This window comes from Rhizobium sp. N621 (assembly GCF_001664325.1).
Lineage (GTDB): Bacteria > Pseudomonadota > Alphaproteobacteria > Rhizobiales > Rhizobiaceae > Rhizobium > Rhizobium esperanzae.
The window spans coordinates 4,237,326-4,262,803 of sequence record NZ_CP013495.1 but is presented as its reverse complement, the minus strand read 5'-3'; the positions used below and the strand labels follow the sequence as shown (position 1 = coordinate 4,262,803).

General features: G+C 61.0%; 23 protein-coding genes, 1 tRNA gene and 1 pseudogene. 11 read left to right on the top strand and 14 right to left on the bottom strand.

Annotated elements, in window-relative coordinates:
* Positions 1-141: 141 nt before the first annotated feature.
* The 9 genes from AMK00_RS20505 to AMK00_RS20465 all read right to left on the bottom strand — a co-directional run bounded on the left by AMK00_RS20505 (position 142) and on the right by AMK00_RS20465 (position 10,296).
* Positions 142-891 (bottom strand): ABC transporter ATP-binding protein, encoded by a 750-nt coding sequence (locus AMK00_RS20505; protein WP_064811541.1) that lies wholly within the window; start codon positions 889-891, stop codon positions 142-144.
* Positions 888-1,721, bottom strand: a complete 834-nt coding sequence (locus tag AMK00_RS20500; RefSeq protein ID WP_064805587.1) for an ABC transporter ATP-binding protein — start codon at positions 1,719-1,721, stop codon at positions 888-890. Before AMK00_RS20500 ends, AMK00_RS20505 begins: the two co-directional genes overlap by 4 nt.
* The gene (locus AMK00_RS20495) at positions 1,718-2,653 is read right to left on the bottom strand and encodes an ABC transporter permease (protein WP_064805585.1); all 936 of its coding nucleotides are present in this window, start codon (positions 2,651-2,653) and stop codon (positions 1,718-1,720) included. The genes AMK00_RS20500 and AMK00_RS20495 overlap by 4 nt, the downstream gene beginning before the upstream one ends.
* Positions 2,650-3,717 carry an ABC transporter permease gene (locus AMK00_RS20490; RefSeq protein ID WP_064805583.1) on the bottom strand — a complete coding sequence of 356 codons (1,068 nt, stop codon included), beginning with the start codon at positions 3,715-3,717 and terminating at the stop codon, positions 2,650-2,652. The genes AMK00_RS20495 and AMK00_RS20490 overlap by 4 nt, the downstream gene beginning before the upstream one ends.
* Positions 3,718-3,735: 18 nt before the next feature.
* Positions 3,736-5,379 (bottom strand): ABC transporter substrate-binding protein, encoded by a 1,644-nt coding sequence (locus AMK00_RS20485; protein ID WP_064811540.1) that lies wholly within the window; start codon positions 5,377-5,379, stop codon positions 3,736-3,738.
* 100 nt (positions 5,380-5,479) lie between these two features.
* Positions 5,480-6,538: a dipeptidase gene (locus tag AMK00_RS20480; protein WP_064811539.1), complete on the bottom strand. Its 1,059-nt coding sequence runs from the start codon at positions 6,536-6,538 to the stop codon at positions 5,480-5,482.
* 158 nt (positions 6,539-6,696) lie between these two features.
* Positions 6,697-7,722: an ABC transporter permease gene (locus tag AMK00_RS20475; RefSeq protein ID WP_064805578.1), complete on the bottom strand. Its 1,026-nt coding sequence runs from the start codon at positions 7,720-7,722 to the stop codon at positions 6,697-6,699.
* A gap of 34 nt (positions 7,723-7,756) precedes the next feature.
* Entirely contained in the window at positions 7,757-9,298 is a 1,542-nt protein-coding gene (locus AMK00_RS20470) for a sugar ABC transporter ATP-binding protein (RefSeq protein WP_064805576.1), read from the bottom strand.
* Between the two features lie 68 nt (positions 9,299-9,366).
* Positions 9,367-10,296 (bottom strand): sugar ABC transporter substrate-binding protein, encoded by a 930-nt coding sequence (locus AMK00_RS20465; protein ID WP_064805574.1) that lies wholly within the window; start codon positions 10,294-10,296, stop codon positions 9,367-9,369.
* A gap of 368 nt (positions 10,297-10,664) precedes the next feature.
* On the opposite strand from AMK00_RS20465, the gene AMK00_RS20460 reads away from it, so the two are divergent.
* Positions 10,665-11,162, top strand: coding sequence for a DUF1993 domain-containing protein (locus AMK00_RS20460; RefSeq protein WP_064811538.1), 498 nt, complete (start codon positions 10,665-10,667; stop codon positions 11,160-11,162).
* Positions 11,163-11,244: 82 nt separating this feature from the next.
* Here AMK00_RS20460 and AMK00_RS20455 read toward each other — a convergent pair whose 3' ends face one another.
* Both AMK00_RS20455 and galE read right to left on the bottom strand, forming a co-directional pair.
* Positions 11,245-12,822 carry an alkaline phosphatase family protein gene (locus AMK00_RS20455; RefSeq protein ID WP_064811537.1) on the bottom strand — a complete coding sequence of 526 codons (1,578 nt, stop codon included), beginning with the start codon at positions 12,820-12,822 and terminating at the stop codon, positions 11,245-11,247.
* Positions 12,800-13,783, bottom strand: coding sequence for a UDP-glucose 4-epimerase GalE (gene galE / locus AMK00_RS20450; protein WP_064811536.1), 984 nt, complete (start codon positions 13,781-13,783; stop codon positions 12,800-12,802). Before galE ends, AMK00_RS20455 begins: the two co-directional genes overlap by 23 nt.
* Positions 13,784-14,029: 246 nt before the next feature.
* Here galE and AMK00_RS20445 point away from each other — a divergent pair, with 246 nt between their 5' ends.
* Positions 14,030-14,674, top strand: coding sequence for a ThuA domain-containing protein (locus tag AMK00_RS20445; protein WP_064811535.1), 645 nt, complete (start codon positions 14,030-14,032; stop codon positions 14,672-14,674).
* Between the two features lie 63 nt (positions 14,675-14,737).
* Here AMK00_RS20445 and AMK00_RS20440 read toward each other — a convergent pair whose 3' ends face one another.
* The gene (locus tag AMK00_RS20440) at positions 14,738-14,977 is read right to left on the bottom strand and encodes a DUF2934 domain-containing protein (RefSeq protein ID WP_064805565.1); all 240 of its coding nucleotides are present in this window, start codon (positions 14,975-14,977) and stop codon (positions 14,738-14,740) included.
* Between the two features lie 143 nt (positions 14,978-15,120).
* On the opposite strand from AMK00_RS20440, the pseudogene AMK00_RS33720 reads away from it, so the two are divergent.
* Positions 15,121-15,306, top strand: a pseudogene (locus AMK00_RS33720) (transposase); the annotation flags it as partial.
* 56 nt (positions 15,307-15,362) lie between these two features.
* Here AMK00_RS33720 and AMK00_RS20435 read toward each other — a convergent pair.
* A tRNA-Gly gene (locus tag AMK00_RS20435) sits at positions 15,363-15,437 on the bottom strand.
* A gap of 255 nt (positions 15,438-15,692) precedes the next feature.
* Here AMK00_RS20435 and AMK00_RS20430 point away from each other — a divergent pair.
* The 4 genes from AMK00_RS20430 to AMK00_RS20415 all read left to right on the top strand — a co-directional run bounded on the left by AMK00_RS20430 (position 15,693) and on the right by AMK00_RS20415 (position 18,192).
* The gene (locus AMK00_RS20430; protein ID WP_064811534.1) at positions 15,693-16,202 is read left to right on the top strand and encodes a prolyl-tRNA synthetase associated domain-containing protein; all 510 of its coding nucleotides are present in this window, start codon (positions 15,693-15,695) and stop codon (positions 16,200-16,202) included.
* 56 nt (positions 16,203-16,258) lie between these two features.
* Complete coding sequence (gene trxA, locus AMK00_RS20425) at positions 16,259-17,233, top strand: thioredoxin (RefSeq protein WP_064811533.1); 975 nt, start codon at positions 16,259-16,261, stop codon at positions 17,231-17,233.
* Between the two features lie 74 nt (positions 17,234-17,307).
* Positions 17,308-17,994 carry an LON peptidase substrate-binding domain-containing protein gene (locus AMK00_RS20420; protein ID WP_170965840.1) on the top strand — a complete coding sequence of 229 codons (687 nt, stop codon included), beginning with the start codon at positions 17,308-17,310 and terminating at the stop codon, positions 17,992-17,994.
* 9 nt (positions 17,995-18,003) lie between these two features.
* A complete protein-coding gene (locus tag AMK00_RS20415; RefSeq protein WP_003567459.1) occupies positions 18,004-18,192 on the top strand; it encodes a Trm112 family protein in 189 nt (62 codons plus the stop codon).
* 15 nt (positions 18,193-18,207) lie between these two features.
* On the opposite strand, the gene AMK00_RS20410 is transcribed toward AMK00_RS20415, so the two are convergent.
* Positions 18,208-19,422 carry a ubiquinone biosynthesis hydroxylase gene (locus tag AMK00_RS20410; protein ID WP_064811532.1) on the bottom strand — a complete coding sequence of 405 codons (1,215 nt, stop codon included), beginning with the start codon at positions 19,420-19,422 and terminating at the stop codon, positions 18,208-18,210.
* Positions 19,423-19,506: 84 nt separating this feature from the next.
* On the opposite strand from AMK00_RS20410, the gene tesB reads away from it, so the two are divergent.
* The 4 genes from tesB (at position 19,507) to AMK00_RS20390 (ending at position 25,340) form a co-directional block, all read left to right on the top strand.
* Positions 19,507-20,391: an acyl-CoA thioesterase II gene (gene tesB / locus AMK00_RS20405; RefSeq protein WP_064805557.1), complete on the top strand. Its 885-nt coding sequence runs from the start codon at positions 19,507-19,509 to the stop codon at positions 20,389-20,391.
* 210 nt (positions 20,392-20,601) lie between these two features.
* Complete coding sequence (locus tag AMK00_RS20400) at positions 20,602-20,952, top strand: P-II family nitrogen regulator (protein ID WP_003543684.1); 351 nt, start codon at positions 20,602-20,604, stop codon at positions 20,950-20,952.
* 27 nt (positions 20,953-20,979) lie between these two features.
* Positions 20,980-22,407, top strand: a complete 1,428-nt coding sequence (locus AMK00_RS20395; protein WP_064811531.1) for an ammonium transporter — start codon at positions 20,980-20,982, stop codon at positions 22,405-22,407.
* A gap of 248 nt (positions 22,408-22,655) precedes the next feature.
* Complete coding sequence (locus AMK00_RS20390) at positions 22,656-25,340, top strand: FtsK/SpoIIIE family DNA translocase (RefSeq protein ID WP_064811530.1); 2,685 nt, start codon at positions 22,656-22,658, stop codon at positions 25,338-25,340.
* Positions 25,341-25,478: the final 138 nt, after the last annotated feature.

The window sequence follows — 25,478 nt, the reverse complement described above, 5'->3', positions numbered from 1 at the left end:
GAAAGCTAACAATCGTTAACAGGATCATGACAGAAGCGGGGCGGCTGTCAATAGTCTAGTCGAATGGTCGTCTTTTAAGGGAACATTATCCTTAACGCCGCCGCCGGCCTTTTCTTTTCAATGGCCTGAAATGATTGCCTTTCAGGCTTTGACGAAACCCTTGCTCGCGATCATCAAATTTTTCGTGTAATCCTCCTGGACCGCGCCCCGTGCCAGTTCTTCCGAGCTCAACCGCTCGACGACGGCGCCGTTGCGCATCACCGCGAGCCTTTCGCACATGTGGGTGATGACGCCGAGGTCATGGCTCACCATGACGAAGGTAAGCTTGCGGTCGCGGCGGATCTGTTCGAGCAGGTTCAGCACCTCCGCCTGCACCGAGGCGTCGAGCGCCGACGTCGGCTCGTCGAGCAGCAGGATCGACGGTTGCACGATCAGCGCCCTAGCGATCGCCACACGCTGTCGCTGACCACCGGAAAGCTGATGCGGGTAGCGGAAACGGAAACCATTGCCGAGACCGACCTCGTCGAGCGCGCGGGCAATGCGCTTGTCCCTATCGGTAACGGCGTGGATCGCAAGCGGCTCGAGCAGCAGCCGGTCGATCGTCTGGCGCGGATGCAGTGAGCCATAGGGATCCTGGAAGACCATCTGCACGCGGCGATAGAAGGCTTTGCTGCGCTTTGAACCTTTCAGCTCTTCGCCGTCGATGCGGATCGCGCCGCCGCTGATCGGCGCGAGTCCGGCAACGGCGCGCAGCAAGGTCGATTTGCCCGACCCGGATTCACCGACGAGGCCGAAGGATTCACCGCGCTGGACGCTGATGCTGACATCTTTCAGCGCATGAAAATCATCGTAGACGACACTGAGATTGTCGACATGGAGGGCTGCGCTCATGCCGCCCACTCCGGCTTGCGGTCGAGCACCGGCAGTGGATGGCGGTTCGCGCCGATTTCCGGCATGCAGTTCAGCAGTCCCCGCGTATAGGGATGCTCAGCATGTTTGAGATCGGCGGCCGCGAGCTCTTCGACGATCTTGCCGGCATACATGACGATGACGCGATCGCAGAAGGAGGAAACCAGCCTCAGATCATGGGAAACGAAGATCAGCCCCATGCCGCGTTCGGAGACCAGCCTGTCCATGATCCGAAGCACATCGAGCTGCACCGTTACGTCGAGCGCCGAAGTGGGCTCGTCGGCAATCAACAGTTCAGGCCCGGCAATCAGCATCATGGCGATCATGGCGCGCTGTCCCATACCGCCCGAAACCTCGTGCGGGTGCAGGTCGAAGACCCGTTGGGGATCGCGGATCTGCACCGCTTCCAGCATGGCGAGCGCCCGTTCGCGCGCTTCCGCTTTGCCGATCTTCTCATGGGTGCGCAGCGTTTCGCAGATCTGCCGTCCGATCGTCATGACGGGGTCGAGCGAATATTTCGGATCCTGCAGGATCATGGCGATGCGCTTGCCGCGCAACCTACGCCTTTCGCCGGCGGATGCCTTGAGGAGATCGATGCCGCTGAAATCGAGCCTGTCGGCCGTGACGATGGCGTGTTTCGGCGTCAGCCCCATGATCGCCCGGCCAGTCTGCGACTTGCCGGAGCCGGATTCGCCGACGATGCCGAGCCTTTCCCTGCCGAGCGTGAAGGAGACGCCGCGCACGGCCTCGATCAGGCCGGTGCGAGTGGGATAACTGACCTTGAGCTTGTCGACCGTCAGAAGTGTTGTCATTGGCCGCTCTCCTTCGGATCGAGCGCGTCGCGCAGGCCGTCGCCCAAGAGGTTGAAGCCTAGGCTGACGATGAGGATGGCTATGCCGGGCATGGCCGCGACCCACCACTGATCGAGGATGAAGCGCCGTCCAGAGGCGATCATCGCGCCCCATTCCGGCAGCGGTGGCTGTGCGCCGAGACCCAGAAAGCCGAGGCCGGCCGCCGTCAGGATGATGCCGGCCATATCGAGCGTCACGCGCACGATCAGCGAGGAAATGCAGAGCGGCATGACATGACGCACGATGATGCGGAACGGCGAGGCGCCCATCAGCTTTACCGCCGAGATATAGTCGGAACGCCGGACCGTTAGCGTCTCGGCCCGAGCGATGCGGGCATAGGGCGGCCAGGAGGTGATGGCGATGGCGATGACCGCGTTCTGGATGCCGGGGCCGAGAGCGGCAACGAAGGCGAGCGCCAATACCAGCTTCGGAAAGGCAAGGAAGATATCGGTGATGCGCATCAGCGTCGCATCCACCCAGCCGCCGGCATAACCCGAGACCGTGCCGACGATTAGCCCGATCGGCGCGGAGATGATGGCGACGAGCACCACGACGAACAGAGTCAAACGCGATCCGTAGATCAACCGCGAATAGATGTCGCGGCCCTGATCGTCCGTGCCGAGCAGGTAGCCGGCCGTTCCCGGCGGCAGCAGGCGGGCATTGCGGAGATCGCCGACGACGGGGTTGTGCGTGGCGAGGAGATCCGCGAAAGCGGCGACGAGGAGCAGGGCGATGATGATCAGCAGGCCGACGACGGCGAGCCTGTTGGCCGTGAACTGCCGCCAGGTGACGTAAGCGCGGCCGAGGCGGGCCTGCCTGCGCGATTGCGGCCGGTCGGAAAGCAGCCATTCGCGGCGGCTCATCGCAGGAGAGGGGCTGGCAGGAGCCGTCATCGATTTCGCGTCCTCGGATCGAGCGTCCGGTAGAGAAGATCGGACAGAAGGTTGATGCCGATGAAGATCGTCCCGATGACGATCGTGCCGCCGAGCACGGCGTTCATATCGGCGTTCTGCAGCGAATTGGTGATGTAGAGCCCGATGCCCGGCCAGGAAAAGACGGTCTCGGTCAGCACCGATCCTTCGAGCAGGCCGGCATAGGAAAGCGCGATGACGGTGACCAGCGGCACGGCGGCATTGCGCAGCGCGTGACCCCAGATCACCCGCGTTTCCGAAAGCCCCTTGGCGCGCGCGGCCACGATATATTCCTGCGAAAGCTCGTTCAGCATGAAGCTGCGGGTCATGCGGCTGATATAGGCGAGCGAGAAATAGCCGAGCAGCGAAGCGGGCAGGACGATGTGGCGGAAGACATCGTAGAAGACATCCCATTGCCCCTGCCAGGCGCTATCCAGAAGATAAAAGCCGGTGATCGGCGTGAACGTATATTCGAAGACGATGTCGATGCGGCCGGGGAAGGCCACCCAGCGCAGTTGCGCATAGAAGATGACGAGCGAAATCAGCGCCAGCCAGAAAATCGGCACGGAGTAACCGACGAGGCCGATGACGCGCACGACCTGGTCGGCGATGCTGCCGCGGCGCACGGCAGCGAGAACCCCGAGCGGCACGCCGACGCAGGCGCCGATCAGCGTTCCCAACGTCGCGAGCTCGATCGTCGCCGGCATGACCCGGCGGATGTCGACCATGACAGGATTGGTCGTCAACACCGAGTTGCCGAAATCGCCGGACAGGATGCCTTTGATATAGATGTAGAACTGCTGATAAAGCGGCAGGTTGAAGCCCATCTCCTGGCGCACCCGCTCAACGACGTGGGTAGGAGCGCGGTCGCCGAGGATGGCAAGCACGGGATCGATCGGCACGACGCGGCCGATGAAGAAGGTGACGGCCAGCAGGCCGAGATAAGTGGTGACGGCGGCGAACAGGAACCGTCCCAAAGCCTTCGCGAAGGCGCCGGCACGGCCCTTGCGGGGCCGCGCCTCCCGTGTGGTTTCGATGGTGCTCACGCCGTTAATCCCGCCGGATTATTCCTTGGCGATCGGACCGACGAAGTTGGTGTCGAAGCTCGGCCCCAGCTTGAAGTCCTTCAGGTTCTTCCGATACCCGGCGACCTCGGTCTGCTGAAAGATGATGACGAAGGGGCTGTTGGCAAGGAACTTCTTCTGGACGTCCTGATACATTGCCGCACGCTTGGCATTGTCACGTTCGAGAAGTGCGGCCTTGGCTATCTTGTCGAGTTCCGGCGTCTCCCAGGTGTTGCGCCAGGCGAGTGTCTTCACCGTGCCGGCATCGGAATTGTCCGGATTGCTGGTGAAGGTATCGGCGTTGGAATTCGGGTCGAAATAATCGGAGCCCCACTGGCCGATATACATGTCATGGGTACGGGCGCGGTACTTGGTCAGCGTCTGCTTGCCGTCGCCGGGGATGATTTCCAGCTTTACGCCGGCCTGCGCCAGCGTCTGCTGCATGGATTCGGCAATACCTGTCACCGGCTGCGTATTGCGCACGTCCATCGTCACCGAGAAACCGTCCGGAACGCCAGCCTTGGCAAGCAGTTCCTTGGCCTTGGCGACGTCGAGCTTGTACGGGTTCTCGTCGAGCGCGCCGAGTTGGCCCTTCGGCAGGAAGGTCTGGTGGATCTCGCCGATCCCCTTGATCAAGGTCGCGCCGATCGCATCATAGTCGACCAGATATTTGAAGGCTTCCTGGACCTCGGGCTTCTTCAGGTTCTCGTTCTTGTTGTTCAGGCTGACGTAGTAGATCGTGCCCTTCGGTGCGCTTGTCGTTGCGAGATCGGCATTCTTGGACACGGCGTCGATATCGCCGGGCTCGAGATTGCGGGCGATGTCGATATCGCCGGCCTCCAGCGCCAGCCGCTGGGCCGAACTTTCCTTCATGTAGCGGTAGATGACGCGGTTGAGCTTGGCCTTGTCGCCGTAATAATTGTCGTTGCGCTCGAGCACAACGACTTCGTTGGCCCGCCATTCGCGCAGCTTATAAGCGCCGGAGCCGGCATAACCGGTCTTCAACCATTCATTGCCGAAATCATTGTCGTATTTGTGCTCGGCATCCGGCGTCACCGCTTTCACATGTTCCATCACCAACTTCTTGTCGACGACGGAAGCGACGGTCGCCGTCAGGCAGTTGAGCACGAAGCTCGGCGCATAGGCCTTGTCGACGGTGAAGACGAAGGTATTGGCATCAGTCGCCTTGGCCTTTTCGGTGACATTGTCGCCGGTCAGGCCGAACTGGGTGAGGATGAACGCCGGGCTCTTGTCGAGCTTGACGGCGCGTTCGAAGGACCAGGCGACGTCTTCGGCGGTGATCGGATTACCGGAGGCGAATTTCATACCGGGTTTCAGCTTGAACGTATAGGTGAGACCGTCATCCGAGACGCTCCAGCTCTCGGCAAGATCACCCTTCACCTTGGATGTATCGGCAAGATCGAGGCGGACGAGCAGGCTGTAGCTGTTGCTGGTAATCTCCGCCGTCGAAAGCTCGAAGGCTTCGCCGGGATCCATGGTGATGATGTCGTCGATGGCAAAACCCTCGACCAGCGTGTCTTTGGGCGTTTCGGCAAAGGCGGCGGGTGCCGTCATCATCAGGAGCGAAAGGGCGGCTCCTGCGGAAAGCAGGCGGAAATTGCGGCTGAGCTTGGTGATCATCATGGTCTGTTCCCCTGTTCTTGATTGATTACGAAGCGTTTTGTCGGTCATATCACATTAAAACTATTGTCCGTTTTCAGAGTATCCAGAGGCACGTGGCACTTTAGGCGCGGTCCTCTCGCCAAGCTTGCGCCAGAATACGAAGCCAATTTTCACGGGCAAGTTTCGTCAGGTCGGCTTCACCATATCCAACCTCCCGGAGAGCGGCAATCAGCTTCTGATTGCCGGCCGCATCGCCGATTTCCTCAGGAATGGTGGCCCCGTCGAAGTCCGATCCGAGCGCCACACAGTCGATGCCGATGCGGTTCACCAGATAGTCGATGTGGCGGATCATGTCGGCAAGCGGCGTATCGCTGTCCGAACGGCCGTCGTCACGCAGCATGGCCGTCGCATAATTGATGCCGACGAGGCCGCGGCTTTCGCGGATCGCGTCGAGCTGCCTATCCGTGAGGTTGCGTGCGACCGGCGTCAGCGCATGCGCATTGGAATGGCTGGCGACCAGCGGCTGGTCCGTCGTCTTCGCTACGTCCCAGAAGCCTTTTTCGGTGATATGGGCAACGTCGATCAGGATACCGAGGCGATTGCACTCCCGCACCAGCTCGAAACCGGCCTCGGTCAGGCCGGGCGCCGTATCCGGCGACATCGGGAAGGCGAAGGGCACGCCGTAACCGAAGACGTTGTGCCGGCTCCAGACCGGGCCAAGCGATCGAAGTCCCGCTGCATAGAATACTTCGAGAGCCGAAAGATCCGGGCCGATCGCTTCGCAGCCTTCCATATGCATGACGGCGGCAAAGATGCCGTCCTCCATGGCGCCGCGGATGTCCTTCACCGTCCGGCAGAGCCGCCAGGCGCCTGCCTGGTCGAGCCGCAGCGCGATCGCCGCCATTTCGGTGGCGATGGCGAGTGACGGCAGCGGATCGAGAGCGGCCGCCATCGGTGTGATGTAGCAGCCATCGGCATCCGGATCGGCGAAGACAAGATCGCCCGAAGGAATGTAGATGGCGCAGAGGCCGCCGGAAAGACCGCCCTCTTTCGCCCGGCGCGCATCGATATGGCCGGTCGTCGTGCCCTCTGCGAATTCCGCGATCGGGTCGCTGCCGTCTTTTGAATGGGTCCAGAGTCGAAGGAGAACGTCGTTATGGCCGTCAAATACGAATTGCATCTGTCTTCCTGCGCTGCCCGAACGGGCCAATAAGCGGCAGAATAGAAAAGATGACGAAATTCGCCACCTCTTTTTTCGGTCATCTGCATCGTGGAGGATCACCAAAAAGGAAACGGGGGCCGAAGCCCCCGCAAAATTATCAAATCACATGGCCGTCGTCAGTGCTTGCGGCGCTTCTTCTGTCTGTAGACGTCGATGACGACGGCCGCGACGATGATGAAGCCTTTGACGATCTCCTGGTAATAGGCGTCGATCCTGAGGAAGGTGAAGCCCGAGGTCATGACGCCGAGAATGATGGTACCGATGACGGTGCCGGTGATGCGCCCGACGCCGCCGGTGAGCGAGGTGCCGCCGATGACGGTCGCAGCGATCGCGTCCAACTCATATCCGACACCCATGCTTGCCTGCGCGGTTTCCGCGCGTGCCGCCGTGACGATGCCGGCGAGACCAGCGAGCAATCCAGCAATCACATAGACTTTGACGAGGTGCGCTTCGATGTTGATACCGGAAACGCGGGCGGCCTGGGGGTTCGCGCCGATGGCGTAGGTGAACTTGCCATAGCGGGTGTAGCGCAGCGCGATATGGAAGATCAGTGCAACGACGAGGAAGACGACAACCGGCCACGCCTTCGTTCCAATGAAATGAAACTGCTCGGTGATGCCGGAAACCGGCTGTCCCTTCGTATACCACTTGGCAACACCCCTGGCGGAAACGAACATGCCAAGCGTTGCAATGAACGGCGGGATCTTCGTATAGGCGATGAGCGCGCCGTTCGCGAGACCTGCCGCCGCTCCGATCAGCAGACCGATCATGATGGGCACGAGCGCCGGAAGATCGGTCAGCGAAGGGAAGACGGCCCGCCCCCAGGTGGAGGACTGAGCGAAACTTGTTGCGATCATTGCCGTCATGCCGACGACCGAGCCCGATGATAGATCGATGCCGCCTGTTATGATGACCTGCGTGACGCCGACGGCGATGATGCCGATGACGGAGACCTGCAGGATCATGATTGTCAGGCGCTGCGAATTCATCAGGAAGCTTTGGCCGATGAACATCCAGCCAAGCGCTTCATAGATAAGCGCGATGCCGACAAGCACCAGGAAGATGCTGAGTTCCGGCGGCATACGCCGCCGTCTCTGCCGGGTTGCGAGCGGGGCCGTACCCTCTGCTGCCTTGGTACTCATATCAAACCTCCCTTAGGCGATCGCAAGCTGCGCATTACCGCGCAGCCAGCTCCATCACCTTGATCTGCGTTGCTTCATCGCGATTGAGGAAACCGGTCACCAGGCCCTCATGCATGACCATGATGCGGTCGCTCATGCCGAGAACCTCGGGCATTTCGGATGAGATCATGATAACTGCCACGCCGTTTCGCGCCATTTCCGTGACCAGCCGATGGATTTCCGCCTTGGCACCGACATCGATGCCGCGCGTCGGCTCATCGAGGATCAGTATCTTCGGATGGGTGAGCAGCCAGCGCCCGATCAGCACTTTCTGCTGATTGCCGCCCGAAAGGTTTTCCACCCGCTCGTAAAGATTGGGGGTTTTCACGCGCAGCCTTTTTGCCATGTCTTCGCAGGTTGCCTCGAGTGCGCCCTGCTGCACGAAACCACCCTTGACAAATTTGTCCTGCAGGACGGCGATCTGCATGTTTTCCAGAATATCCAGGATCAACAGGCAGCCGGTGTCTTTGCGGTCCTCCGTCAGGAATGCCATCTGGTGACGGATGGCCTCGGTCGGCGAGGAAATCGTCACCGGCTTGCCGAACAGTTCGATCGTCCCGGAGCTTGCCGGTGTCACGCCGAACAGCGTTTCGGCGACATTCGACCGTCCGGAGCCGACAAGGCCGGCCACACCGAGAATCTCGCCGGCCCTGACCTCGAAGGAAACATTGCGGAAGACGCCTTTGAGGCAGAGGTCCTTGACGGAGAGCACGACCTCGCCGATCGGCACCTCTTCCTTCGGAAACATCTGAGTGATCTCGCGACCGACCATCATGCGGATGATGTCGTCGCGGGTGACGTCGGTCGAGGCATGCGTGCCGATATATCGGCCATCGCGGAACACGGAAAACTCGTCGGCGATCTCGAAAAGCTCGTTCATCTTGTGGGTGATGTAGACGATGCCGATGCCCTGGGACCTGAGATCGCGGATGATACGGAAAAGATGCTCGACTTCGCGCTCCGTCAGGGCCGAAGTGGGTTCGTCCATGATGAGGACATCGGAATTATAAGAAACCGCTTTGGCGATCTCGACCATCTGCCGGTTGGCGACCGAGAGGTGCCGGACTTCGATATCGGGATCGATATCAATATTGAGCCGGGCAAACAGCTCCTCGGTCATGCTGTGCATTACGCCATGGTCAATGAAACCGAAGCGGTTCTTCGGTTCGCGGCGGATCCAGATATTTTCGGCAACCGTCATGAACGGCATCAGGTTCAGTTCCTGATGGATCATGGCGATACCGTTCTCCAGCGCATCGAGCGGAGATTTCAGCTGGATCTCGACCCCTTTGAGGCGAATATCGCCCTTATCAGGCGTATAGATGCCGGCGAGAATCTTCATCAATGTCGATTTGCCGGCGCCGTTTTCGCCCATCAACGCATGCACGGAGGCGCGCTTCAGCCGGAACTGCACGTCATCGAGGGCGACGACACCAGGAAATTCCTTGCGAACGCCCTCGGCGCTCAGCAGATATTCCGCATTCGGAACTGCGCCGCTCGCACGCACGGCGGCCATGGTTGTCGGGCTGACGGCCATATCATCTCCTCCAAATACGGACAGGCGGAAAGGATGCGGGCAAAGCCCGCATCCTGTTGGCACTCGTCTCAGTTCTTGGTGACGAAGTCCTTGACGTTTTCAGGCGTGACGAGCTGGAAGGGAATGTACACCTTCTTCTCGGTCTTTTCGCCCTTGGCGATCTTGAGCGCCGTGTCCAGAGCGCCCTTGCCCTGGCCGGCCGCGTCCTGGAAGACGGTGACGTCGAGATCGCCGGCCTGCATGGCGGCAAGCGCGTCCTGGGTGGCGTCGACGCCACCGATAACGACCTTGCTCATATCCTTGCCGGCTGCCTTCAGTGCCTGGATGGCGCCGATCGCCATTTCGTCGTTGTTGGAGATCACCGCGTCGAACTCGATGCCGCTGGAGAGCCAGTTGGTCATCAGGTCGGCGCCCTGGGTGCGGTCCCAGTTGGCCGTCTGCTCTTCGACGATTTCAAGGCCCTTGCATTCATCGGTCTTGACGACGTCGTGGACATCCTGGGTGCGCATGCGGGCAGCCTGGTTGGAAAGCTCGCCCATGATGACGACAGCCTTGCCCTTGCCGCCGAGAATACGGCAGATTTCCTTAGTTTCCAGCGTGCCGGATTCCTGCTCGTTGGAAGCGACGAAGGCCTGCTTTTCCGGAAGCGTGTCGACGTTGACCGGCTGGCGGTTGACGTAAACCAGCGGAATGCCGGCATCGGCGGCAAGCTTGGACATCGCCGTCGTCGCATCGGTATCGACAGGGTTGACGATGATTGCATCGACCTTGGAGGCGATGAAATTCTGGATCTGGCTCTGCTGCTTGGAAACGTCGTTCTGCGCGTCTTCGACCTGCAGCGTCACGCCGGAAAGCGTCTTTGCATAATCGGTCATGCCGTTGCGCAGAACGGTCAGGAAGTTGTCGTCGAACTTCGCCATCGACACGCCAACCGTTTCCGCGTGGGCGGCCGTCGACATGACGAGCGCCATCGCAGTGCCCAGGATAAACTTTTTCATTTTTACTTCCTCCACAAAGCGGTGCCCGGCTGCACCCTCCTCACGCCGGAGCTCCAGGCATCTGCCCTGAAGCCGCAATTTGCTGCGCCGCCTCTCCCGCGACGTTCCGAAAACGGAACAAACAAACCGTAAAATTTGTTATGCGGAATATTCATTCCATTTTCTGGGAGCGACGTCAAGTCTCTCTTTAGCGGCACTCGGGATATTGATGGGGCAATGCAAGGGAATTGCGCGTGGCACATGCGTTCGGCGGCATTGCGCACGAAGTGGGCAGCCTCCATCTATGGAATGGTCGAAGACAGGCTCACCGCCGCAGGCCCTTCGACATCCGCCGCGGCCGCCCATTGAAGATTTTGGAGACAGGACTGATGTCCATTTCGATCTATCGCCTTACCGTTCCGATGTTCCAGCGCGGCCTCGCCAGCCTGAAGACCTATCTCGACAAGGCTGAAGCCTATGCGAAGGAAAAGAATATCGATCCCGCCATACTCGTCTCCGCCCGGCTTGCGCCCGACATGCTGCCGCTCGCCGGCCAATATCAGCGGGCCAGCGACAGCGCCAAGTTCACGCTCGCTCGTCTGACCGCAACCGACGCGCCGAAGTTCGACGATAACGAGACGACGATCGAGCAGTTGCGCGAGCGCCTGGCAAAGACCGACGCCTATCTCACCACCTTCTCGGCGCAAGCGCTGGAGGGCGCGGAAAGCCGCCAGATCACTCTGCCGGGCAAGAGCGGCATCGTGCTGCAGGGTGACGAATATATCACCACCTTCGCCCTGCCGAACTTCTACTTTCACGTCGCCACCGCCCACGCCATCCTGCGCAACCAGGGCGCACCGATCGGTAAGCGCGACTATCTCGGTTGATTCAAGGCAAAAGCGCACAGCGGTTTTGCTGGGAATTGACCAATAGAGAGCATTGCCGTCATTCGAAGAAGACGGAAATGCTCTACCGGGGTCGGTGCGTCACCGGCCCTTTTTCCGTCAGCTCGGTATAGGCAAGCGTCTGGTCGAGATGCCGCGCTCTCAGCGAGAGCAACTTCTCGGCATATTCAAGTCGGATCGCTGCATAGGCCGGATCCGCCGCGACATCGTCGAGCTCCATCGGATCGTCGCTGAGATCGAAGAGCAGCGGCGGCAGTGCGGCAAAGTGCACATATTTGAACCGATCGTCGCGAAGCACGGCGAGATTGCACTGATTCGGCCGCAGCCCGAAATGCCGTTCCGCCTCACCCTTGGCAATGTCGCGGAAATCGAATTCCCAGAATATCGCGTCGCGCCAGCCTTCCGCGCGCTCGCCCCTGATGAACGGCATCAGCGACCGGCCGTCGAGCCCGTGCTTTGGCTCGATGCCGAGCCTTTGGCAAAGCGTGGGAAAAATATCCGCAGCGCTGGTGAAATCGTCAACGATCCTGCCGGCCGCAGCGTTTGCGGGATCGCGGATTATCAGCGGGATATGGTAGCTGCCATCGAAGAAGCCACCCTTGCCGAGCGTCCAGTGATCTCCCGCCATCTCGGCATGGTCCGAGGTGAAGACGACGAGCGTATTCTCCCAGGCGCCCGCATCCTTCAGCGCCTGCCAGATCCGGCCGAGCTGCGCATCGACCTCTGAGATCATCCCGTAATAAATCGCCCGGATCGCCGCGAAGTCCATGCTGCTCCAGGCGCTGAGCGGTCCTTGCGTCCCGGGAATGAAGCTGCCCTTGTCGGAGAGCGGCATGGCGTAGGCGAGATAGGGGTGAGCTGTCTGTTCTGCTTCGGGGTTTTCCGCACGCGCAACGGCCGGCCCGTCATCCGGCTTGTACATTCGGTTGAACGGCGCGGGCACGGAAAATGGCGGGTGCGGACGCAAGAAGGAGACATGCGCAAACCACGGCCGGTCCTGTTCGCCCATCCAGCGAATGAACTCGCCGGCCAGGAAGGCGGTCTGGGTCTCATCGCTGGAATAGGCTGGCGCAGCATCGGAAATTTCGCCGGCTTGCGCACCGATGGGGATATGGATGTCGCGGCTGACGGCGTTCAAATGGCCACGTGACCTGAGCCATGAGAGCCATTGCCGCTCATGCTCGGGCAGGAGTTGGCGAGCGGTAAAACCCGGCAACACGCCTTCATAGGTGGTCAGATGCGGGTCGGCCGCATCCATGCCGCGCGGATCGGGCGCCGTGTCGGTATAGCCGAACAGCGTCGGGTCGTATCCCGCCCGCCGGGCCGCCAGAGCCAGATTGTCGAAGCGCGCGTCGAGCGGCGAACCATTGCGGCAGACGCGGTGATTCATCTGATAAAGGCCGGTATAGAGCGTGGCCCGGGCCGGCGAGCAGGGGGCCGCCCCGGCATAATGCTGCCGGAAGAGCGTGCCTTCGCGTGCCAGCGCATCGATTTCAGGTGTTTTCACACAAGCATGACCGACCGCCGATAGGCAGTCGCCACGCCATTGGTCCGCGGTGATCAGCAGAATATTGGGCCGGCGGAGCTTCTCAAGGCGTTTCGGCTCAATGCTGCTTGGCTCAATGCTGGTTGGATTTTGCATGCCAGTTCCAGGCGGAACTTATGATCTCGGACAGATCGTACTGCGGCACCCAGCCGAGCACGTCGCGCGCCTTGTCGTTGTTGGCGACCAGCGTATGCGAATCCCCTTCGCGCCGGCCGATATATTCGACCGGGAAAGGCCGGTTCGATACGTCCTCGATCGCCCCGAGCAATTCCCTGACCGTCGTGCCCGTGCCGGTGCCGAGGTTGAGCGCGACGGAATCGCCGCCCTTCAGCAGATATTCGACGGCGCGCACATGCGCGTCGGCAAGATCCAGCACATGGATGTAGTCGCGCACACAGGTGCCGTCGCGCGTCTCGTAGTCGCTGCCGAACACCTTGAAACCCTGGCGACGGCCGAGGGCGGCGTCGATTGCCAAAGGAATTGCATGCGTTTCCGGCTGGTGCCATTCGCCGATCCGCCCTTCGAAATCAGCACCGGCCGCATTGAAATAACGCAGCACCACCGAGCGCAGGCCCTTGTACTGGTCGTAGTCGGCAAGCGCCTGTTCGACGATATATTTCGTCCGCCCGTAGGGATTGATCGGCACCTGGCGGTGCGTCTCGTCGAGCGGTACGCTCTGCGGCAGGCCATAGGTGGCGCAGGTGGAGGAGAAGACGAAGGCGTTGATGCCGGCCGCCTGCGCTGCCGAAAGCAGCGTCAAAGTGCCGATCACATTATTTTCATAGAAGGAAACCGGATCCTTGACCGACTCGCCGACCTCGATCAACGCCGCGAAGTGCAGGATTGCCGCCGGCTTGTGCTTGGCCAGCACCTCGTCCAGCCGGGCACGATCGCGAATGTCGCCCTCTTCCGCCGGCCCCCATTTGACGAACTCGCGATGGCCGTTCGAAAAATTATCGAAGACGACAGGCCTATAGCCCTTGTTCGCCAGGTCGAGGCACGTATGCGAGCCGATATAACCGGCGCCGCCGACCACAAGAACCGTTTCACCTGCCATGCACCACCCCTAATTATCAGTGAGAGATGGAAGAAACCTAGACGAGATACACGTCAATAAAAAGAAGGAACTTCGATCGGCGCGAGCGGACAATACGTCAAATGCCGAAACCGGCGGGTTTGCGATTTGGCCGAAACGGCGAAGTCGATCAATTATTCGCGTGATTTGCACGACCGCCCGATTTAAGCGGCTTGTATCATCGGGCGATGATCAACGATCCGCAGCAATCAGCCAGGGAGAACGGGAATGAGGAAGGCATTGATCGTCTGGGGCGGCTGGCAGGGCCACGAGCCGGAACAATGCGCCCATATCGTCGCCGATCTCCTGCGCGAGGACGATTTTGCGGTGGAGGTGACCGGCGATCTCGGCATATTCGGCTCTCCGAGCCTGGCCAAGGCGGATCTGCTGGTGCCCATCATCACCGGCGGAACGCTGGAAAAGCCCCATGCCAGCGCCCTGGTCGAGGCCGTGCGCGGAGGTCTCGGGCTTGCCGGCCATCACGGCGCGCTCGCCACCTCCTTCAAGGAAAGCGCGCCTTTCCGCTACGTCTCCGGCGTTACCTGGGTCGCTCATCCCGGCAACATCATCGACTTCCGCGTCGCTGTTACCCGCCAGGACGATCCGATCATGGAGGGCATTCCCGACTTCGACTACCATTCGGAGCAATATTACCTGCATTACGATCCCACGGTCGAAATCCTGGCGACCACCACCTTCACCGGCGCCTACGATCCGGCGGCGCGCAATGTGGTGATGCCCGTCGTCTTCAAACGCAATTTCGGCGCTGGCCGCATCTTCTATTCCGCTCTCGGCCATGTCGCCGCCGAGTTCGACCATCCCTATATGCCGCTCATCCTGCGGCGCGGCCTCGGTTGGGCTGCCCGCCAATAGTATCAGGACGACACATTGCCGCCTCCGGGCGGGGTGACTGCTTCAATCTGACAGGAAAAGGTTTTAACGCGCCGCTTTCAGCTGCAGGTCGTGCTCGACGGCGGGGACCCGCATCAGCCGCCCGGCCGCCTTCAGCTTTTCGATAAGGTCGTTTCCGTCGGGCGAGGCTTTGGTCAATTCCAGCTGCTCGAATTCCTTGAGCGCCTGCATCCAGTGGCTTTCACCGCGGCCTTCCGGCCTGCCTTCGGATTCCCACAGCGAATAAGCGCGCTGGCTGACCCAGGCGTCCCTATTGTGACTCATAACAAACCCCAGCGGAAAAATTGCAGGCAAATATCGATAGGTTCAAGGTTGCCAAAACCGGCTTTAGGAGTGGTTACGAGGGAGCGTTATTTTTTGGCTAACGGGCAACACCGCTTCGAAGGCATGGCACCTCGCGTCGCGCCTGCGGCCGTCTGTGCATCCATCGCAAGAAGGTCAACATCTCAGTCGTCACGACCGGTCAGAGGCTCGGCTTCATGCAGCTCGACGGCCGCATTTGGCTTGTAAGCTTCTTGCGCCACGATCTGGGATATATCGATTCGGAACAGAGGGCACTGCAGACCAGCGACAACCCATTCGGCACGAGGTTGTACCTATGTCCTAGGACAAACTGTTACCTGTGTCTCGGGATGGACAAGAGAGAAACTGGAGCGGGCGAAGGGATTCGAACCCTCGACCCCAACCTTGGCAAGGTTGTGCTCTACCCCTGAGCTACACCCGCTCAATCCGCATCGGTCCGGGGTAGTCGTTGGACCGTGGGCGCCGCCTCGTGGCGACGGGCGCTATATGGCCTAACGGATTTTCAATTGCAACAGGGAAATGACGGAGAAGCGAAGAAAAATTGCGATGTTCGCACAAGCGGCGCGGAAAGACCGCAAAACGGGGGCAGAGCGTCGGTTGCGAAGATTGCCAAACATTGTGGACGGACTTAATCAGGACGCCTCGACTTTTCCCTTACACGCCGATGGATCATCCAATGCCCGAAAATGCCCCCAAGACAAGAGAAGAATTGTTCGCCTTCCTCGACGGGCTCGGCATCGCCCATAAGACAGTGGATCATGCGCCTGTTTTCACCGTGGCCGAATCGGTTGCGCTGCGCGATGAAATCCCTGGCGGCCACACCAAGAATCTGTTCATCAAGGACAAGAAGGACCGGTATTTTCTGCTGACGGTAGAGGAGAATGCCGATGTCGACCTCAAGCAGGTTCACACCATCATCGGCGGGTCCGGCCGGGTCTCCTTCGGCAGGGCAGAGAAGCTGATGGAATATCTGGGTGTCATTCCGGGGGCGGTCACCGCCTTCGGCGCGATCAACGATCGCGAAGCAAAGGTCACCTTCGTGCTCGATGCCGATCTGATGGAAGAGAAGATCGTCAACTGCCATCCGCTCACAAACGATGCGACGACATCGATTGCGAGCGGCGACCTCATTCGTTTCATGGAAGCGACCGGACATAAGCCGCTTGTCTTGAAAGTGACGTCCTGACATACGATTTTAGCGCTACAATGATGCCGGCAGGATCGGCGCGGCGGGAGATACCTATGAGCGGCAGCAACAACCCCTATAACGGTTCCTTCGGAAATCAGATGTCGGCAACGGCAAGCTTCGGCGCTCAGCCGGAAGCGGCGGCTGCGACCGGCAGCTACATCACCGACACGACGACTGCGAATTTCGGCAAGGACGTTATCGAGGCGTCGCGCAATCAGCCGGTGCTGGTTGATTTCTGGGCGCCCTGGTGCGGTCCCTGCAAGCAACTGACGCCAGTCCTGGAGAAGGTGGTCAACGAGGCCAAGGGCCGCGTTCGGCTGGTCAAGATGAACATCGACGACCATCCCTCGATTGCCGGCCAGCTCGGCATCCAGTCGATTCCTGCCGTCATTGCCTTCGTCAACGGCCGTCCGGCCGATGGCTTCATGGGCGCGGTGCCGGAAAGTCAGATCACTCAGTTCATCGACCGTATCGCCGGGCCTGCCGGTGCCGATGAGGCGGCCGAAATCGAAGCCGTGCTGACTGAGGCGGCGGAGCTGCTCGCTGCCGGCAATATCAACGAGGCCGCGCAGCTCTACGGCGCCGTCATGCAGGCCGATCCCGAGAATGCCAAGGCGCTTGCCGGAATGGCCGAATGCATGATCGCCGCAAACCAGCATCAGCGGGCGCGCGAAACGCTGACTGATCTGCCCGAGGAGCTTGCGAAGGACTCCGGCATTCAGGCGGTGCTGAAGAAGCTCGACCAGATCGAGGAAGCGCGCAAGCTCGGCGATCCCGTGGCGCTCGAGCGTGAACTGGCGACCAATCCCGATCATCACGAGGCGCGGCTGAAGCTCGCCAAGATCCTCAATGTCGAAGGCCGGCGGGAGGAAGCCGCCGAACATCTGCTTTTCATCATGCGCAAGGATCGCGCTTTCGACGATGACGGCGCCCGCCGGCAACTGCTGCAGTTCTTCGAGGTCTGGGGTTTCAAGGATCCGGCGACGGTTGCCGCCCGGCGCAAGCTTTCGGCAATGCTGTTCTCTTAAGATGAATATTCGCCCTTGCGTTTTCGGGCGGGGGCACCACATTCTCGTCAGGACGGGCATGCCCGTCTGCCAGAATGCGGGACGGTTTCATGCAAGTCGGTAATGCCAGATACCTGAAGCCGGGCGATCTGCCTGATGCGATCGCCGTCTTCCCCCTGACCGGGGCCCTCCTCCTGCCCGCCGGGCAGCTTCCCCTCAACATCTTCGAGCCGCGTTATCTGGCGATGCTGGATGCAGCACTTGCCGGAAACCGGCTGATCGGCATGGTCCAGCCGGCACTCGGCGAACATGAGGACAAGGGCGGCGAGCACAATCTTGCCGCGGTCGGCTGCCTCGGTCGCATCACCTCCTTTGCCGAGACCGGCGACGGACGCTATATCGTGTCGCTGACCGGCGTCTGCCGGTTCCGGCTCCTGGAGGAGAAGGTGACCAGCGATCCCTTCCGCACCTTCCGCATCGCACCCTTCATTGCCGATCTCTCGGCTGAGAACGAGGAGGAGGCGGTCGACCGCATGGCGCTGCTGACCGCCTTCAAGGCCTATCTCGATGCCAATAAGCTGGAGGCCGACTGGGAGAGCGTCGAGCGGGCCAGCAACCTGACGCTCGTCAATTCACTCGCCATGATGTCGCCGTTCGGGCCGGCTGAAAAGCAGGCGCTCCTGGAGGCGCCGGACCTGAAGACACGGGCCGAGACGCTGATCGCCATTACCGAAATCGTGCTGGCGCGGGTCTTCGGTGACTCCGATACGGTTCTGCAGTAGACTGCGGCCATGGACGAAAAACTGAGCCGCGTCGATCCGAAACTGCTGGAGCTCCTGGTCTGTCCGCTCTCCAAGGGTCGGCTTTCCTATGATCGCGAACATAATGAGCTCGTCTCGGAAAAGGCGCAGCTTGCCTATCCGATCCGCGACGGCATTCCGATCATGCTGGTGTCCGAGGCCCGCCGCCTCGACGAATAGCCTCGCCGAGTTTGGCTAAATCGTCTGGCCGGCCAGCAGCCGCGGATTATCCTTTGCCGCTGTTCCGGCCGCCTGGCTGATGAAGAAGGATTTGAGGTGCGGCAGCCGGTCGACGATGCCGAGACCGACATCGCGAGCGATACGGATCGGCATTGCGTCGTTAGAGAAAAGCCGATTCAGCACGTCGGTCGTCACTCCCATACGGAAGGTGTCGAAGCGCCGCCAGGTCTGGTAACGCTCGAGGATGTTGATCGAGCCGATGTCGAGGCCGAGGCGGTCGGCCTCGACGATCGTTTCGGCGAGCGCCGCCACGTCCTTGAAGCCGAGATTGAGGCCCTGTCCCGAAATCGGGTGGATACCGTGCGCGGCGTCGCCGGCCAGCGCCAGACGCGGAGCGACAAAGGAGCGGGCAAGCGTCAGGCCGAGCGGAAAGGCGCGTTTGTCGCCGATGACCTTCAGCGCTCCGAGCTTATGGCCGAAGCGGCGTTCCAGTTCCTCCTCGAAGATCAGATCGTCGGCGGCAACCAGCCTGTCGGCATCATGCGTGCGTTCCGTCCAGACGAGCGAGGAGCGGTTGTTCCGGAGCGGCAGGATGGCGAAGGGGCCGGCCGGCAGGAAATGCTCCTCGGCACAGCCGTCATGCGGCCGCTCATGTTCGACGGTCGCGACAATGCCGGACTGGCCGTAGTCCCAGGTGACGGTCCTGATACCGGCGAGATCGCGCAGTCTCGAGCGCACGCCGTCGCAGGCAACCACCAGCCGGGATTCCAGGGTGCTGCCGTCCGAAAGCGTGACGCCGGCATGGCTGTCGTGGGTTTTGAGTTCGGTCGCGCTCAGTCCGTGGCGTATGTCGATACCGAGCCGTTCGCAGGCGCCGCGAAGCGCTGCGACCATGGCGACATTCGGAATCATGTGAGCGAAAGGCCGGCCTTCGGCCACTTCGCCGTCGAAGGTCAGGAAAACCGGGCGGACCGGATCGGAGGTTCGGGAATCGGTCACGATCATCTTGGTGATCGGCTGAGCTTCCGGCTCGATCTCGGTCCAGATGCCGAAGATTTCGAGCATCTTTGCGGCGGCAGCGATGACGGCGGAAGCGCGCTCATCGTTTTTCCAGACATGCTCGGGTGCGGCTTCGACCACCGAGACTTTCAGATGCGGTGCTGCCTGCTTGACCGCAACGGCAGCGGAAAGGCCGACATAGCCCCCGCCCACAACCAGCATATCAAGCATCACGCCGCTCCCGTACCTTGTGCCTCAGATGTGATCTATATAGATCATCGCAACTTCATTTCCTACCGCCGGGAGACATACAAAATGACGCGCGAAACAAACGGACCGTCGGCGATGGAGAGGCTGCTTGCGACGCTCGACCTGGAGCCGATCGAGGTCGATATCTTCCGTGGACGCAGTCCGCAGGCCGGCTGGCAGCGGGTCTTCGGCGGCCAGGTCATCGGCCAGGCGCTGATGGCGGCGCAGCGCACCATCGAGGCCGAGCGCTTCGTGCACTCGCTGCACGCTTATTTCATGCGCCCCGGCGATCCCTCGGTGCCGATCATCTACCAGGTGGAGCGCATCCGCGACGGATCGAGCTTCAACACTCGGCGCGTCGTCGCGATCCAGCACGGCAAGGCGATCTTCGCGCTGTCGGCTTCTTTCCAGGTGGAGGAAGCGGGCTTCGACCACCAGATCGCCATGCCCGAGGTGGCGATGCCCGAAGAACTGCTCGGCGAACAGCAGATCAAGGAGCAATATCTCGCGCATGCGCCGGATGCGATCCGGAAATACTGGGAGCGCGAGCGGCCGATCGAGATCCGCCCCGTCTCGTTGACCCATTATTTTTCCGACAGGAAGCTCGACCCCCGGCAGGACGTCTGGGTGCGCGCCACCGGTCCGGTTCCCGATGACCGGCTCTATCAGGCTGCGGTGCTTGCCTATCTCTCAGACATGACACTGCTCGATACGTCGCTTTATGCCCACGGAACGTCCATCTTCGACCAGAGCCTGCAGGTGGCAAGTCTCGATCACTCCATGTGGTTCCACCGGCCCTGCAAGCTCGACGACTGGCTGCTCTATACGCAGGACAGCCCCTCGGCTTCGGGCGCCAGGGGATTAACCCGCGGGAGCCTGTTCACGCGAACGGGTGTGCTGATCGCATCCGTCGCGCAAGAAGGATTGATTCGGAAAAAGGCAAATGAATAAATAACAGGCATATTTGCAAATTTGCGCATTATTTGTGCGCTTATTGCTCGGTCAATTGCCTGTTTATTGGCACTCGTAATTATAACATTTATTTTTCAATAGGTTAACTTCGGCTTCGAATCTGGCACGTCCTTTGAATGTATATCGCCGGTCGCTGTTCAGGAACGTCAGCGGCAAGGAGAGTCGGCTCCGCGCCGAGGATAACGAAGGATGGGAAACCAGATGAAAATTGTGATGGCTATAATCAAGCCGTTCAAACTCGATGAGGTCCGCGAAGCCCTTACGGCGATCGGCATTCAGGGCCTGACCGTAACCGAAGTGAAGGGCTACGGGCGCCAGAAGGGACATACCGAAATCTATCGCGGCACCGAATATGCCGTCAGCTTCCTGCCGAAGCTCAAGATCGAAATCGCGGTTGCATCGGAACTTGTCGACAGGGCGGTCGAAGCCATCGCGGCGTCGGCCAAGACCGGCCAGATCGGTGACGGCAAGATTTTCGTCTATTCGATCGACCATGCCGTGCGCATCCGTACGGGCGAAACCGATTCAGAAGCGCTGTAAGAACGGCAGATCAAGGAGCTTTTTCCAATGTCAATCTCGAAGTTTTCTTCCACCTTTGCGCGCGTCGGCGCAGCATCGGCCGCGCTTCTTGCGCCGGCCGTCGCTTTTGCGCAGGAGACTGCTGCGCCAGCCGCTGCCGCCGCTGCTCCTGCCTTCACCATGGACAAGGGTGACAATACCTGGATGCTCGTCTCCTCGGCGCTCGTCCTTCTGATGACCATCCCCGGCCTTGCGCTTTTCTACGGCGGTCTCGTGCGCGCCAAAAACATGCTCTCCGTGCTGATGCAGGTCTTCATGATCACGGCTGTCGTGTCGCTGATCTGGGTGACCTACGGCTATTCGCTCGCCTTTACCGACGGCGGCTCGCTGAACAGCTTCATCGGCGGCTTCTCCAAGGCCTTCCTTGCCGGCGTCAACACATCGTCGCTCGCCGAAACCTTCTCGAAGGGCGTCGCCATTCCGGAATACACCTTCATCGTCTTCCAGATGACTTTCGCCTGCATCACGCCCGGCCTGATCGTCGGCGCCTTCGCCGAACGCGTCAAGTTCTCGGCAGTCATGCTCTTCGTCGTGCTGTGGGTCACCTTCATCTACTTCCCGATGGCGCACATGGTCTGGTTCTGGGGCGGCCCGAGCTCCTACAGCGCACCGGCCGGCCTGATCTTCTCTTACGGCGCAATCGATTTTGCCGGCGGCACGGTCGTTCACATCAATGCCGGTATCGCCGGTCTCGTCGGCGCCATCATGCTCGGCAAGCGCACGGGCTATAAGAAGGAAATCATGGCTCCGCATTCGATGACGCTGACCATGGTCGGTGCCTCGCTGCTCTGGGTCGGCTGGTTCGGCTTCAACGCCGGCTCCAACCTCGAAGCCAATGGCTACGCGTCGCTTGCGATGATCAACACCTTCGTTGCGACGGCTGCCGCCGCGGTGTCCTGGTGCATCGTCGAAAGCCTCGCCCGCGGCAAGGCCTCGATGCTCGGCGGCGCTTCGGGTGCCGTCGCCGGTCTCGTCGCCATCACGCCGGCGGCAGGTTTTGCCGGTCCGATGGGCTCGATCGTTCTCGGCCTCGTCGTCTCGCCGATCTGCTACTTCTTCGTCGACGTCGTGAAGAACAAGTTCAACTATGACGACAGCCTGGACGTCTTCGGCGTCCATTGCGTCGGCGGCATCATCGGCGCTCTCGGCACCGGCATCCTCGTCAACCCGGCGCTGGGCGGTGCAGGCATCGTCGACTATTCGACGGCTGATTTCGCCGCCACCTATGCCGGCACGGCAACCCAGGTCCTGAACCAGGCGAAGGGCGTTCTCACGACCCTCCTGTGGTCGGGCATCGGTTCGGCGATCCTCTACAAGATCGTCGACGTCGTCATCGGCCTGCGCGTGAGCGTCGAAGCCGAGCGCGAAGGTCTCGACCTTTCGACCCACGGCGAAGCCGCCTACCACGCCTCCTGATCATAAAGTTTGCGGCGCCCGGCAGACGGGCGCCGCTTCACGGCCCGTCGCGGCCTATCTAACCATAAGCCGCATTTGGCCCGGACCTTCCAAGGTTCGGGCTTTTTTCTTTTCTGGGGTTGATGCGCCTCCCGGCACGCATGGTTAACATCGCTTTAACCCCGTTCTGGTTAGGTAGAGCGGACGCATTTTGGCATGGCGAAGCTTCGGTGATTCGCATGCCCTCAGGCAGTGGACGGGTTAGACACATGGCAAGAAGCACGTCGCCGGCGATGGATGGCCGTCCGGATCGGTTCTCCTTCTCGGCATTCATGCTGCGGCAGATCCAGGCGCTCATCGGCTTTGCGATCTTTCTGCTGCTAGCGTTCTGCGTCGCGGCGCTGGCGACCTGGAACGTCGCCGATCCGAGCTATTCCTACGCCACCGCCAACCTGCCGACGAATATCCTCGGCTACAGCGGCGCTGCCTTTGCCGATATCGTCATGCAGTTCCTCGGGCTTGCCAGCGTCGTTTCGATGCTGCCGATCGTCGCCTGGGCGCTGACGATGATCTCGGGCCGCAGTTTCAACCGCATTCCCGCCCGCATCGGCGCCTGGCTTGCCGGTTCGATTTTGTCTTCCGCCGTCATCGGCTGTTTCCCGCCGCCGCTCACCTGGCCGATCCCGAACGGTATCGGCGGCGTCGTCGGCGACATGATCCTGCGCTTTCCCGCACTCTTCGTCGGCGCTTATCCCACCGGCACCTTCGCCATGGCCGTTGGCTGCATTTTTGCTGTGCCGACCGCGTGGATGATGCTCTTCGCGTCAGGCCTCGTCGGCCGCAGTGACGCCGATGACGAAACCGAGGACGATTACGCCGAGACAACAAGCAAGGCGCGGGTGGTCGGAGACGAAGACGAGGAAGAGGACGAATCGCGCTGGGTTGCGTTCAGCGGCGCCATGACGCATGCCTGGTTCATGAGCCAGGGCCGGCTGCGCCGGCTCTTCGGCATGGGACCGCGCCAGCGACGCCAGGGCGATTTCGAGTCGCCTTATGATTTCAACGACGATGAATTCGGCACGCTGAACGAACCGGTCCGCGCCAAAGCGCCGGCCGTCCGCGGCGAGCGCCTGGAGCCATCGATGGAGCCGTCAATGGCGGCAAGGGCGGCTTCGCCGCGGCGCGTCGTCGCTGCGCCGTCGCTTTCCATCGATGACGAGGATGAGAACGACGATCCGCCTTTCGATGCCGACATGCCGCCGCGTCCGGCCGACATTCTGCCCGACGACGATGATGACGACTGGATGATCCGTGCGCCGGCAAAAGCCACCGCCAAGCCGGAGCCTCGCGTTGTCCCGGCGATCACGCGTCCGAAGCCCGGTGCCCGTGTCGAGCGGGAAGCGCAGGGCTCGTTCATTCGTCCCGAGGGTTTCCAGCTTCCCTCGATGCACTTGCTCGCCGAGCCACGGAACGTGGTGCGCGATTCAACACTGTCGGCCGATGCGTTGGAGCAGAATGCCCGCATGCTCGAGGGTGTGCTGGAGGATTTCGGCGTCAAGGGTGAAATCATTCATGTCCGCCCGGGCCCCGTCGTCACGCTGTACGAACTGGAGCCGGCGCCCGGCATCAAATCGTCGCGCGTCATCGGCCTGGCCGACGATATCGCCCGCTCGATGAGCGCCATCGCCGCCCGCGTCGCCGTGGTGCCGGGCCGCAATGCGATCGGTATCGAACTGCCGAACCAAACGCGCGAGACCGTCTTTCTCCGCGAATTGATCGCGTCGCGGGATTTCGACGGCAGCAAGGCCAAGCTCGCAATGGCTCTCGGCAAGACGATCGGCGGCGAAGCCGTCATCGCCGACCTCGCCAAGATGCCGCACCTGCTCGTTGCCGGCACCACCGGTTCGGGCAAATCGGTCGCCATCAATACGATGATCCTGTCGCTGCTCTACCGCATGACGCCGGAACAGTGCCGGCTGATCATGATCGACCCGAAGATGCTCGAGCTCTCGGTCTATGACGGCATTCCGCATCTGCTTTCGCCTGTTGTCACCGATCCGAAGAAGGCCGTCGTCGCGCTCAAATGGACCGTGCGCGAAATGGAAGAGCGCTACAAGAAGATGTCGAAGATCGGCGTCCGCAACATCGACGGCTTCAACACGCGCGTCGAACAGGCGCTGTCGAAGGGCGAAGTGATCTCGCGCACGGTGCAGACCGGCTTCGACCGCCACACCGGCGAAGCCATGTACGAGACCGAGGAATTCGACCTCAAGCCGATGCCCTATATTGTCGTCATCATCGACGAGATGGCCGATCTGATGATGGTCGCCGGCAAGGACATCGAAGGCGCGGTGCAACGCCTGGCACAAATGGCGCGTGCGGCCGGCATCCACGTGATCATGGCGACCCAGCGTCCGTCGGTCGACGTCATCACCGGCACGATCAAGGCGAACTTCCCGACCCGCATCTCCTTCCAGGTCACCTCGAAGATCGACAGCCGCACCATTCTCGGCGAACAGGGCGCCGAACAGCTGCTCGGCATGGGCGACATGCTCTACATGGCGGGCGGCGGGCGCATCCAGCGCGTCCACGGCCCGTTCGTTTCGGATGTCGAGGTGGAAGAGATCGTCTCCTACCTGAAGACGCAGGGCTCGCCGCAATATCTCGATGCGATCACCGCCGATGACGACGAGGATGGCGATTATGGCGGCGGCGGTCCGGCCGGCACGTCGAACCTTTCGGATTCGGAAGATCCCTATGATCAGGCCGTCGCCATCGTGCTGCGCGACGGCAAGGCTTCGACCTCTTACGTCCAACGCCGGCTTGGTATCGGCTATAATAGAGCCGCCTCGCTGATCGAGCGCATGGAGAAGGAAGGCATCATCGGGCCGGCCAACCATGCCGGCAAACGAGAAATCCTCGTGCCGACCGAGGGCGACATCCTCGACCGCTGAGACGAGCGCCATATATTTCTGATGTGGCCGCTTTGGCGGAAACACGGTGGCATCAACGCCGTTGCTTTTCGCGCGCCGATCGCAACGCCTTGAAGACGCCGCCTTTGAGCGGCATGCAGATCGCATAAAGGAGATTTA